The sequence below is a fragment of the Floridaenema flaviceps BLCC-F50 genome (assembly GCF_041929275.2).
GTDB classification, from domain to species: Bacteria; Cyanobacteriota; Cyanobacteriia; order Cyanobacteriales; family Aerosakkonemataceae; genus Floridanema; species Floridanema flaviceps.
This window is the reverse complement of sequence record NZ_JBHFNR020000001.1, coordinates 311,368-323,380: the sequence shown is the minus strand read 5'-3', so window position 1 is coordinate 323,380 and position 12,013 is coordinate 311,368. Positions and strand designations below refer to the sequence as shown.

The window sequence follows — 12,013 nt, the reverse complement described above, 5'->3', positions numbered from 1 at the left end:
TTTTATGCAACTGCCATCAAAGCAAATTAGATTAAGTGTTGCCTTGGTGACTAGAAATAGACCAGAGAGTTTAGAACGCTGTTTGCAAAGTTGGCCTATTGCCTAATAAGCTCTTCTTGTGGTAAAAAAATAATGTTTAGCAGTAGCAATGATAATTTATTAAATTATCAAGAATCACCAGTGGACGAGAGAGAAAAAAAACCATTAGTATCAGTAGTTATGCCTTGTCTTAATGAAGCAGAGGCTATAGGTATTTGCATTCAGAAAATTCAGGAAACCTTTGCCAATGCCAACATTAACGGAGAAATAGTTGTCTGCGACAATGGCTCAACTGATAGCTCAGTAGAAATTGCAGAAAGTATGGGTGTTCGCGTAGTACATCAATCGCTACGCGGCTACGGTAATGCTTACTTGAAAGGGTTTGCCCATGCTAGAGGTAGTTACCTAATTATGGGTGATGCAGATGATACTTACGATTTTCGTTTAATTCCACAATTCTTAGAAAAATTAATCAACGAAGGCTATGATTTTGTGACTGGTAGCCGATACATCGAAGGTTTTGAAGATAAATCAATGCCTTTGCTCCATCGCTTTATCGGTAATCCAGCACTGACAGCTATTTTAAATACTTTGTTTGGAACGAAATATACAGATGTATATTGTGGATTTAGAGGGTTTAGTCGGGAAGCTTACGATCTAATTCAACCCGTAAGTCCGGGCATGGAATTTAACTTAGAGTTGGCAATTAATGCTGGTTTAGCTGAACTAAAAATAGCCGAAGTTCCAATTAAACTACATAGCCGCAAGGGGCAGTCCAAACTACGCACATTTCGAGATGGATGGCGCAGTTTACGGATGATGTTGCTGTATTGTCCAAACAAGGTGTTTTTTTGGCCTGCTTTTATTTTTTTGGTCATTGGAGTAATAACTCATTTGTTACTAATTTTAGGATTAATTTATCATGGTGGCAGACCCGCTAGCAGTGTCACAGGAATATTCGCCACAATTTTTAGTGTCGTGGGATTTGAAATTTTGAATTTAGGTTTACACGCAAAGACTTATTCATGGAGTCGCCGCTTTGATAAACATAATCCAGTATTAGAAAAATTTTACAAATTCTTTAAATTAGAAACAGGTCTTTTGATAGGCAGCGTAATGATACTAGTAGGTAGCTCTATACTAATCTACTTAGTGGCTGAGTGGCTAAGGTCTAGTTTTTTACCTTTACCGAATCCAGAGTGGGCTACTTTGGCAGCAACTATGGTTATTATAGGCTTTGGAACTTTATTTTCTTCTTTATTCATTTCAGCTATGTCGATGACTACAGCAGACAGTTACACTCATCAAAGAAGATAGGGGAAATATATGAATTTAACAGATTTATTAGCAAAGAAGTTAGTAAAACCTATACACTCCCAGACTGTTTCGGGGAGAAGAGTGAAAAGGTTAAGCCATCATTTGAACACCATGATTCCACCTAATCAATCGTTGCTAGGAATCGATGTTGGTTGTGGTAGTGGGGAAATAGCAAGATATATACAAGATTCAAATCCTCAATTAAAAATTGTTGGTGTAGACATTTTACAGAGAAAAGATGCTGTTATAGATATTGTAAAATTTGATGGACAAAAGCTGCCGTTTGAAGATAAAAGTTATGATTTTATTATCATAGTTGATGTGTTGCACCACACTGACAATCCTCTAATATTGATGAATGAATGTGCCAGAGTATCTCGAAATTTTATTTTAATAAAAGATCATATCTGTGAAAATTGGTGGGATAGAGTTCGTTTGCGATTCATGGACTGGGTGGGCAACCGCGCTTATGATGTACCGCTTCCTTACAACTATTTGTCTGTTAACCAGTGGAATAAATTATATGAATTATCTGGAGTCGTATGTGAACAAAAGAAGCATAAATTAAACCTTTACTCGACCCCATTTTCAATGATATTTGATAGTAATCTGCATTTTGTAGCGAAACTATTAGTAGAGAATAAATAATTGGTAGCAAAAATGACTTTTAATAACTCTCGTTTTGATAATTTTGTACCATACTTAATAACGTTTTTTTTAGTTACCCTACTCTTTGGAGTTAGCTTAATTCACCCTTTCCGAATAGATGCAGATTCAGCATTTCAAATTAAATCTGTCCAGCAGTGGTTGAGGGGAGAATCGAATTTAATAAATGCGCTTGTTCTACCCAACCCTCAAGACATATCCAAAGATGTGCAGGCTTGGACATTGTGGTGGCCTCCGGGAGTTCCTGTGTTTTTTTTACCGTTAATAGCTATTGGATTACCGTTAGGAATTGCTGCCAAAATAACTGTATATTGCTTTTTTTTGTTAGGCTGTTTAGGTTGGCTTAAGCTAGCGGATGCTATCCGCACTAATTTGCCTACAAAGTTAGTAATTGCTTTCACACTACCCATATATTCCATTACAATCGCCAGTCTAACTGAGCTAATCGGAGATGTAATACCTTTTGGGATTATGCCCTGGTTATTTTTATACACGCTATACGTTAGCTGGCGATTTAAGTCGCAGGAGAGCAACTATAAACAAACGATCGTGCATTCTGGAATGCTAGGTGTAGTCTTAGGGACATTGTACTGGCTAAAATACTCTGCTTTTCTTGTGTCATTAGGCATTGGCTTGTATTTGGGTATTTCTTTGCTTTTTTTTGATTCTAAATATTCATTAAGCAGACGGTTGTTTCTGTTGGGAGCCTTTACAGTTTGCCTATTTTTACCATTCATTTCTTTGAATTTATTGAATCAATATCTAACAGGGATGAGTACGGCAATGACTCAAAATGCTGAATATTTCAAGCCTGGGCTTGCTACTCAAGGAGTGGGACTTTTAGTCTCATTCTTGGGTTCGCTCGGGCTAGCTCTTTTTCAGGCTTATGGCGGGCTGATGCACCTGATTTACTTTAGCGATCGACTCATCCCTTTGTTTGCATCTTGGGGACCTGGAGAAAGAGAAATTCCCTTAGCGATCGCAGGTATTCCCGGAACAGTAGTTGTTATCTGGTTACTTTTGTACTCCCGTAAGCTTTACGACAAAAGTGTATTCATTCTATGCTGTTGTGTTACTTTTGTTCCCTTTTTACTACTAGGCTACTTAACAGGTAAAGTGGGATTTAACTTTATCGTTCATAATATCCGATATGTGTCAGCGTTCTTTATATTTACTCAAATACTTTTAGTAAGTGCTTATATACATTATTTCAAAAATAATCATAAACGAGCAGCTAAATTTTTGGCAGTTATTATATTAATACTTTTTTTCATTTTTCCTAATTTTTTCACAGTTGGTAATTTTGCTAGAAACGGAGTTTTTGAAAGAATAGGAGAGCATTACATTACAACAGCAAATAAACTTTATGTTCCGGTTTTATCTAAAGTTAATGTTAAATCAGTAGTAGAGCAGATTAACTCTGTGGTCAAGTCACCTCAAGATATTGTGGTCTTAGCTTTGGATGAGCCTGCACCATTCGGAGCCTGGTTAGAAATGAAGCAGCGAACGCTTCCGCTAGTTGATGCTTGGGGGCCTCTAGTTCAAACTCATGGTACAGAGGGAGCTAACCTCAGAGGAGCATCAAAATTTACAAGCTCAAAAGATTTGAGATTGATTTTGGTGATTTCTAAATCTTTTGAAAGTGATAGTAAAATGGTATTGCAAATAAAGCAGAGGTTTCCCCAAGCTACTAAGTGGATTAAAGTGAAAACTCCTAAAGATGAGGAAGTCGCAGTTGATATTTTATATTCGGCTCTGAAAGCTTTGTAAGCTAATAAAATTATTAACTGTGGACAAATATTCAATTGAATTCAAAGTCTAGGATGCTCAATGATGAATTTTTATAACCAAGGAAAACCAGAATATTTGACACAGCACAAGCAAACGGATTCTTCGCAAGTTCGCCTTAGTGTTGCCTTGGTGACTAGAAATAGACCAGAGAGTTTAGAACGCTGTTTGAAAAGTTGGCGCTCTCAAACTGTCGCCCCATTTGAAATAGTAGTATCAGATGATTCCGATGAAAACTATGCACCAAAAATAGAAGACTTAGCTAAAGAATTTAACTGTGTTTATACTAAAGGGCCACGCCGGGGACTATATGCAAATCGCAATCATGCTAGTTTAAATTGTCGAGGTACTCATATTCTCTCAGGAGATGACGATCATACACACCCCCAAGATTATGTAGAGAGGATTTTAGAGGTTGTGGAAAGCGATCGTCAAAGAGTTTGGATTTTTCCAGAACGCAATTACAACGAGCCTAACGCTCCTTTGCTTTGTCCTCCAGAGTTGTATCGAAGTGGCTGTGGCTGTACTCCCAAAGATCCATCAGATTGTGCGGCGATCGCTGATGGTTCTTCTGTTTATCCCCGACAGATATTTGACCAAGGTTTACGCTATGACGAAACTTATCGTTTTGGGCCAATATGGTATCTTTGGGGCAAAATCCTGCGTAAGCATGGGTGGAGAATTTCCTATTCAGACGCTACATTTGTGTGGCATTGGCATTATGCTATAAATGAAAACAGATATGATGATCCTAAACAACTGCATGATTTATTAGAATGTACAATGTATGTTTTGTTCGTTCATGCTTTTTGGATTGTTCCTTCTTGGGAAAATATTACCTGGTCAATTTTATATTTGTTACGAGCCACAATTTTTCCTGGTACCGCACTAGGATATAGTGTCAAAGTCAGGCTGAAATTAACTTCTGTATTTAGGTTATTGAAGCAGGCATGGCAGTTTCATGAGCGAGAAAATTCTCAGTTAAATAGTAAAAATGCCGCCGTTGAAAAAGCGATTAATTCTGCTTAGACAACTTGGTTTGGGGGCAAAAATTATTCTAGTTAATTATTGAGATTTTGAGAAATATAATATTTTTTCAGATGCTACGCTCCTGTTGAAATTCACATCCATACAAATTTTGAAAATAACATTAAAACAGTGAAGAACAAAAATATAGTCAGTGAACTACTGAAAAACGATTTAATCAGAGCCAATATTATCAACCTAGTTCAAATTACCAACAGAGGTCGGGGTTGGGTCGATCGAAACTGCCCAGAGAGCTACCAAACTATAGTTAAATACTTTAAGTCTGCCAAGCTGAATATTGATACTAGTTATTACATTGAAAAGTTAATATTTTTGTATGGTTATTTTGACCCAGAAGTAATTTGGTTTATCAAAAAATATTTACCTAAATCAGCAACTATTTTGGATATAGGTGCAAATATAGGAACTTTTTCTATTGGTGTTGCTACTCACCTAAATAAAAATGGACGGGTTTATGCCTTTGAACCAGGAGACAAAGTTTTTCAGCGATTTCGTGCTAACTTAGAAATTAATCCTCAATTACATGAAATTATATTGCTGAGTAATTATGGAATAGGCGAAAAGCAATCTACCTACTTTAGGAGAGAAGTCTTACCAGATGGAAATGGATCATTAATTGATGAAGAAGGAAAACCATACAACTCAGGAGAAATTGTAAATATTATTTCCCTTGATGAGTGGGTAAATCTAATGAATATAAAGTCAATAGACTTTATTAAAATCGATGTAGAAGGCTTTGAATATTTAGTTTTCACAGGAGCTAGAGAAGTTATAAATTATTATCAGCCAATGCTTTGGTTTGAATCAACAAATGTTCGTTCTGGCTCAGTAGACGCTATGATGAAGTGTTATGATTTTTTACAAGAGTTAGGCTATGTAATAATTAATCCAGCCAAGATATACACTTCGATTCCACAGTACGGTATATATCCGCAAGAATCGTTGGCAGTTCACAAAAGTAAAACAGATTTTCTGAATGCGTTTGTCACCCCATGAAAAAAGTGTTCTCCGTAAATATGGTTGGAAGATTTCTTATTCGGATACTACATTTGTTTGGCATTTCGTCAATGCTTTATGGATGGAAATAATTTAAATATGAAAAATTTTGATGGTTTAGCAATTAATTCATATCAAAATATGACTCAAATTAGTTATGCACAACATGATGAAGACTTAGAAATAATGAAACTTTTTAAATTCAAAGCTTCTGGATATTATGTAGAGGTTGGCGCTAACGACGGCAAAACTAATAGCAATACTGCTCTTTTAGAAGAAAAAGGGTGGAAAGGTTTATTAATTGAAGCTAACCCAGATTTAATTGACAGTTGTGTAGAATCAAGACCTAATAGTATAGTTGTTAACTATGCTGTAGTCGCGCCTGACAATGTAGGAAATGTAGACTTTTATAAAGTGGTAGGTGGGCCTGGTTCTTTAGATGGTTTGTCAACTACGGTAGGTAGTGAAAATTTTACGGAAATGATTAACCGTTATGGAGGAGAGGTTCAAAAAATATCTGTCCCAGCTACCACATTGGACGAGCTTCTAAAACGCTATAATTCTCCTCTAGAATTTGAGCTTCTTTCTATTGATGTAGAGGGTGCAGAGATGGAAGTATTAAGAGGTTTTTCGATAGCTCATTTTAAACCTAAGATTGTGATTGTTGAAGACAATTCTCATGGAGAAAATACTACTGTAGCGAATTATCTCAGGCAATATGGCTACATAAGAGTACATCGTACTGGTGTTAACGACTGGTATGTATGTCCTCAAGACGCTGATTATTTTAGAGTCAAACGAGTAATACTGAATTTAAGATTACTAAAGTGGTGGTTAAAGAGACACCTAGTTTAAGAAGAGGACTTTATAAGGTACTATATGCAAATTGCAATCATGCCAATTTAACTTGTAATTAGGTACTCTGGATTGATTTAATAATTTGAATTAAAAATGACTAAAGAAACAAAAATTTCTGTAACTATTGATGGCTACCGTTTGAGTTATCCTGCAACTGGTTTAGGGCTGGTGACTGCTGAACTTTTACGCGGGTTGCAAGAGCTTGGATATACTAAGTCAATAGCTGTTTTTGTGGAAAAGTCATTTCGTCCTCAAATATTTGGACTTGAGAATTTGGATGTGCAGTGGATTACAGTTGATTTTAAAAATCGATCGCCTGACTACTTGGGACGTTTGGCTTGGGGTTTGGCAGTAACTAAAAAAATTAAGAAATTTTTTCCTAACTCTCGACACTTTATTCCGTACTTTTACAACTATGGAAATCTTAGCCAAAATGTAGTACTTGTTCCAGACCTAGTTTGGAGAATTGTTTCCGAACAAGACAGTATCTATCCCCACCGTCCTTGGTGGAATTTGCGAGGGCGGCTACCATTTCGTCCAATGTTTGTCAAATGGGAAGAGTGGTTAGTAACTAGAGCAAAGAATTTAATAGTATACACAAAATTTGTTAAAAATCAAGTTCACCAGGAATTTGGTACTTCTTTGGATAGAATAATGATTATGCAACATCCTGTACCTAGCTGGTGTATTACTAAGTATCAAGAGAGTAATAACTTATTAGTGCAGAACAAGTTTAATTTACCTCACCGTTTTGTCCTCTATGTAGGTGGTTTTGCGGGGAGAAAAAATGTTGCTATGCTGTTGGAAGTTTGTGGACAAATTTACGATGCCGATCCTTCATTTCGCTGTGTATTAGTTGGATTAACAGAGCAAGTAATTCAAAGAGATTTTGGAATAAGGGAAGCTATGAAAAGAAATTCTGTCAGGGCTGCTATCATCCCATTACCAATTATCAATTATCCAGATTTAGCTGCTCTTTATCGATTAACTGAATTTACAGTTTATCCCAGTTTGAGTGAAGGCTTTGGTTTACCAATCTTAGAGGCTGGCTCTGCAAAAAGATTATGTTTGTGTGGAGATAACTCTAGTATGAAAGAAGTTCAAACTAATGCTGAGTACCGAATTAAGAGTGACGATCGCTCTGCATGGTTTGAGAAAATTTTGTATTTTTGGCAAAATCCTGAAGCAACTAAAAAAGCTGGAGAAGATTGCCATCTACTTTTCCATCAGTATGACTTGTGTAAAACTGCTCAACAACTATGGAACATCTTGCAAAGTTAAAATTTATTCTTTGCCGCCTAATCCGGTTATAATAGCTAGCAAAAAAAATATGTATGGGAAAAGAAAATTGGCTGATGAAGCGATTTGGTTAGCAACCAATTTCATAAGCTCCTCAAAAAAGATCCCTGAAATACCAAAATCGATTTTGGTGTTAAGAAATAACGATATCGGCGATCTTTTGATAATCACGCCGCTTTTTGAGGCTTTAAGACGAAGATTTCCCGATGCTCATATTGTGGCAGGAGTCGGTAATTGGAATGTGGAAATTCTCAAACTAAATCCCTATATTTCAGAAATACTAACAGTTAATGCACCTTGGCACAATAAATTTATTCCTAATCAAAGTCTGTTGAATGCACTCAATTACATTGCTTTTTCTCCCGAAAGTCAGGAGTTAGCAAAACGGCGCTTTGATATAGGGATTGATGTTTTAGGCAGTTATTTTGGTTCGTTGTTGATGATGCGATCGGGCATTCCCTATCGCTTGGGTGTGAAGGGATATGCAGGCGGACATACGGCAGTACAAAAATATGTTGAGTACAACGAGTACGAACAGGTAGGGCGATCGGTTCTTCGTTTTGCCGAACTGTTGGGGGCGACTGAACTCCCAGAATGCAGACCGCAGATATTTCTGAGTCCGAGTGAAATAGAGGCAGGTCAGCGTCGGTGGTCGATAAAAACTCGGTCTACAGAGAAACGGATAGTTATTGGCCCTGGTGGTGGTTTTCCCGAAAAGTGCTGGCCCTTAGAAAATTATGCAGAGCTAGTAAAAATGCTTACGGAAATAGGCAACTTAGAAGTTATTATCATTGGAGGCAAACAAGACCGCGAGGCAGGCAAACAATTAGCCAACCTTTCCCCGTTAGTTAAAAGTCTGGCTGGAGATCTGACGCTAAGAGAAAGTTTTGCTTTGGTTGCCGATGCTGATTTGGTAATCTGTAACTCTAGTATGTTGATGCACGCTGCTGCTGCTTTCTCAATTCCTACGGTTGTTTTGCTGGGAGAGTGTTTTACCTCAACAAAACAGCACGCAGCACAGTGGGGGTATGAGGGAATATGCCACATATTTGGTAAGGAAGGCGATCGCCTTGAGATTTACACTCCAACCCAGGTGAGAAAAGTTATTGCTAATTTATTAAAAATTTAATCACTATGATGTAATTGAGTTTTATGGAGAGGAATTTTGGTTAGCAAATTGGCAATTGTCTATGGCTTTCATAGCCCAAAAGCAAAATTGGGTGGCTTTTATGGCAAACTGGACTGCGTGTAAAGGTTTAAATCAGCTAAGTGCAGTTATGAGCCGGGTCTTGACAAAAAACCCAACTGTGTATTTTGATGTCTATGGCACAGGAGGAGCCAATGAACAGCCAGCCATATTATGCAATTTCGATGATATTGATGCGATGGAAAATGCCGTTTTACGTTTGTTGGATGATGAAGAAATGCGAATAAAAACTGCCAAAAACGGCTGGGAGCGAGTACGATCGCTAACATGGGATGCTAATATCAACAAACTGTCAAACCTCTATTGCCAGTGGACAGGATTTAATTTTTAACGGAGTGAATAAAGATATTATGACGATTATTCTTGTAACAGGATCGGCTGGTCTCATTGGTTCGGAATCAGTGCGTTTCTTCTGCGATAAAGGTTATACAGTTGTCGGCATAGACAACAATATGAGAGAGACTTTTTTTGGTAAAGGTGCTTCTACAGAATGGAATCGCGATCGCTTGCTAGAAAAATATGGAGACAAGTATATTCATCATTCTATTGATATTCGCGATCGAGAAGCAGTTTCTAATTTATTTAATACCTACAATAAAGATATTAGTCTAATCATTCATACAGCCGCTCAACCTTCCCATGACTGGGCTGCTAGCGATCCTCACACCGATTTTACCGTCAACGCTAACGGCACTCTAGTATTACTAGAAAATACTCGCCACATTTGCCCAGATGCAGTATTTATTTTCTGTTCAACTAACAAAGTTTACGGAGATACTCCAAATTATTTACCCCTCATTGAGCAAGAGTTTCGTTGGGAAATAAACGAAAATCATCAGTATAACCAAGGTATCGATGAGACTATGAGTATCGATAATTCCAAGCACTCTTTGTTTGGAGTTTCTAAAGTAGCTGCCGATTTACTGGTTCAAGAATATGGTCGTTATTTTGCCATCAAAACTGCTAGCTTTAGAGGCGGTTGCTTAACAGGCCCTAGCCATTCGGGAGCAGAATTACACGGGTTTTTATCTTACTTAATGAAGTGTACCATGACCGGAAAGCCTTACAAAATTTATGGCTATAAAGGCAAACAGGTACGCGATAATATTCACAGTTACGATTTGGTAAACGCTTTCTATCATTTCTACCAAAATCCTCGCGTAGCTGAAGTATACAATATCGGGGGAAGTCGTTTTAGCAATTGCTCAATGTTAGAAGCAATTCAACATTGTGAAGCTATAACTGATAAAAAACTCGATTGGGTTTATGAAGAAACCAATAGAATTGGCGATCACATCTGGTGGATTAGCGATATCCAAAAGTTTAAGAAACATTACCCAGAATGGAACTTAACTTATGGGATAAAGGAGATATTGAAAGAAATTTATACCCAAAATGTCAGTCGATGGGTATAAGTGTCAGAAAATAGAAAGTTTGAATTTGTTGTTTATAAATTGACAAAGATGTTAGCAAACTTATTTCGTGGGCGGGTATTTAAGTTTCTTTTAGGGGGTGGACTAGCAGCACTAGTCAATCTGTTGCTTATATATTGGATGATCGAGCAACTGGGATTAAACACACCTGTTTTGCGAAATATTGCTAACGTAATTGCCATTGAAATATCATTATTATTTAGTTTCTTTATTTACCGGATTTGGGTTTGGCCGGGAGGTGCTTGGACAGTTCGAGAAGTTTTGTTGAAGCAGCTTCCCCTTTACCATTTGTCCGCAGGTGCGTCTGTCATTGCTCGCATCTTTGTGATATTTCCTGTTTTGGATTGGCTGAAAGTAAACTATGCAATTAATACTTTAGTTGGTGTAGTGGTAAGTGCTTCAATCAACTATTTAATCAGTGATAAATTAGTATTTAAAACTCGGAATAAGGCTCCAAATAGCCAGGATTCTGAACTTTATTACCCAGAGGGTTTAGAGCCTGCTTTAGCAGATAGACCTAATTTACAAAGACCTTCTTCCGGTGAGAAGAGTCGATCGCCATCGCCAAATTCCGGTAACATTAAACTGCTATCGGTGGTAATTCCGGCTTATAACGAAGAAGGTTCGCTCGGAGAAACAGTTCATTCTATTAGCAAATTATTAGAAGAGCATAATATTGATTACGAAATTCTGGTGGTAAATGATAATAGTCGCGATCGCACTGAAGAAATTTTGCAACAGCTAAATTCGGAAAATAGCAAAGTAGTTTATATCAACAACTATTATCCTAATGGCTTTGGCTTTGCAGTGCGCTGCGGCTTAGAAAATTTTCAAGGAGATGCTGTAGCCATTATGATGGCAGATAATTCTGATGAGCCGCAAAATTTAGTTGATTACTATTACAAGCTGCAACAAGGCTACGATTGTGTCTTCGGTTCCCGATTTATAAGGGGTGGTAAAGTGATTGATTATCCGGCTCATAAGTTGACGATCAATCGCCTTGCTAATTTGTTTGTTCAAGTCTTATTTGGCTTAAAATTTAATGATACAACCAATGCTTTTAAAGCCTACAGAAGAGAAGTAATTGATGGAGTATCTCCGCTGTTATCTCACCATTTCAACTTAACGGTGGAAATTCCACTCAAAGCGATCGTTAGAGGTTATTCTTATACAACAACACCCATTATATGGCGCAATCGCAAAACCGGAATTTCCAAATTGAAAATCAAAGAAATGGGCAGTCGTTACTTGTTTATCGTCTTGTACGTCTTTCTAGAAAAATGGCTGTCTAGAGGAGACTATATTCGCCCGCATTCTCACAGTAATATAAGGATAAAAACCAACTAACCTAGTGAAAACTTTA

At 37.3% G+C, this 12,013-nt stretch carries 11 protein-coding genes; all 11 read left to right on the top strand.

Going from position 1 to position 12,013, the window contains the following annotated elements; all coding sequences use genetic code 11:
* Positions 1 to 132: 132 nt before the first annotated feature.
* The 11 genes from ACE1CI_RS01590 to ACE1CI_RS01540 all read left to right on the top strand — a co-directional run bounded on the left by ACE1CI_RS01590 (position 133) and on the right by ACE1CI_RS01540 (position 11,997).
* Positions 133 to 1,356, top strand: coding sequence for a glycosyltransferase family 2 protein (locus ACE1CI_RS01590; protein WP_413267756.1), 1,224 nt, complete (start codon positions 133 to 135; stop codon positions 1,354 to 1,356).
* 9 nt (positions 1,357 to 1,365) lie between these two features.
* Positions 1,366 to 2,004: a methyltransferase domain-containing protein gene (locus ACE1CI_RS01585; RefSeq protein ID WP_413267757.1), complete on the top strand. Its 639-nt coding sequence runs from the start codon at positions 1,366 to 1,368 to the stop codon at positions 2,002 to 2,004.
* Entirely contained in the window at positions 2,005 to 3,792 is a 1,788-nt protein-coding gene (locus tag ACE1CI_RS01580) for a hypothetical protein (protein WP_496615189.1), read from the top strand. It abuts the gene before it with no gap.
* Positions 3,793 to 3,852: 60 nt separating this feature from the next.
* Positions 3,853 to 4,839 carry a glycosyltransferase family 2 protein gene (locus ACE1CI_RS01575; protein ID WP_413267759.1) on the top strand — a complete coding sequence of 329 codons (987 nt, stop codon included), beginning with the start codon at positions 3,853 to 3,855 and terminating at the stop codon, positions 4,837 to 4,839.
* 129 nt (positions 4,840 to 4,968) lie between these two features.
* Positions 4,969 to 5,853 (top strand): FkbM family methyltransferase, encoded by an 885-nt coding sequence (locus ACE1CI_RS01570; RefSeq protein ID WP_413267760.1) that lies wholly within the window; start codon positions 4,969 to 4,971, stop codon positions 5,851 to 5,853.
* A 57-nt stretch (positions 5,854 to 5,910) separates the two neighbouring features.
* Positions 5,911 to 6,708, top strand: coding sequence for an FkbM family methyltransferase (locus ACE1CI_RS01565; RefSeq protein ID WP_496615188.1), 798 nt, complete (start codon positions 5,911 to 5,913; stop codon positions 6,706 to 6,708).
* 96 nt (positions 6,709 to 6,804) lie between these two features.
* On the top strand, positions 6,805 to 7,992 hold the full coding sequence (locus ACE1CI_RS01560; RefSeq protein ID WP_413267762.1) for a glycosyltransferase: 1,188 nt from the start codon (positions 6,805 to 6,807) through the stop codon (positions 7,990 to 7,992).
* A 49-nt stretch (positions 7,993 to 8,041) separates the two neighbouring features.
* A complete protein-coding gene (locus ACE1CI_RS01555; RefSeq protein ID WP_496615187.1) occupies positions 8,042 to 9,139 on the top strand; it encodes a glycosyltransferase family 9 protein in 1,098 nt (365 codons plus the stop codon).
* Between the two features lie 61 nt (positions 9,140 to 9,200).
* Positions 9,201 to 9,548, top strand: a complete 348-nt coding sequence (locus ACE1CI_RS01550; RefSeq protein ID WP_413267764.1) for a glycosyltransferase — start codon at positions 9,201 to 9,203, stop codon at positions 9,546 to 9,548.
* Between the two features lie 19 nt (positions 9,549 to 9,567).
* Positions 9,568 to 10,632: an NAD-dependent epimerase/dehydratase family protein gene (locus tag ACE1CI_RS01545; protein ID WP_413267765.1), complete on the top strand. Its 1,065-nt coding sequence runs from the start codon at positions 9,568 to 9,570 to the stop codon at positions 10,630 to 10,632.
* A 48-nt stretch (positions 10,633 to 10,680) separates the two neighbouring features.
* Positions 10,681 to 11,997: a glycosyltransferase gene (locus ACE1CI_RS01540; protein WP_413267766.1), complete on the top strand. Its 1,317-nt coding sequence runs from the start codon at positions 10,681 to 10,683 to the stop codon at positions 11,995 to 11,997.
* Positions 11,998 to 12,013: the final 16 nt, after the last annotated feature.

Excerpts from the sequence above, each read along its gene's own strand:
- ACE1CI_RS01550 (WP_413267764.1), top strand. The coding sequence starts at position 9,201 with ATGGCTTTCATAGCCCAAAAGCAAAATTGGGTGGCTTTTATGGCAAAC.
- ACE1CI_RS01540 (WP_413267766.1), top strand. The coding sequence starts at position 10,681 with ATGTTAGCAAACTTATTTCGTGGGCGGGTATTTAAGTTTCTTTTAGGG.
- ACE1CI_RS01590 (WP_413267756.1), top strand. The coding sequence starts at position 133 with ATGTTTAGCAGTAGCAATGATAATTTATTAAATTATCAAGAATCACCA.
- ACE1CI_RS01555 (WP_496615187.1), top strand. The coding sequence starts at position 8,042 with ATGTATGGGAAAAGAAAATTGGCTGATGAAGCGATTTGGTTAGCAACC.
- ACE1CI_RS01585 (WP_413267757.1), top strand. The coding sequence starts at position 1,366 with ATGAATTTAACAGATTTATTAGCAAAGAAGTTAGTAAAACCTATACAC.
- ACE1CI_RS01560 (WP_413267762.1), top strand. The coding sequence starts at position 6,805 with ATGACTAAAGAAACAAAAATTTCTGTAACTATTGATGGCTACCGTTTG.
- ACE1CI_RS01545 (WP_413267765.1), top strand. The coding sequence starts at position 9,568 with ATGACGATTATTCTTGTAACAGGATCGGCTGGTCTCATTGGTTCGGAA.
- ACE1CI_RS01575 (WP_413267759.1), top strand. The coding sequence starts at position 3,853 with ATGATGAATTTTTATAACCAAGGAAAACCAGAATATTTGACACAGCAC.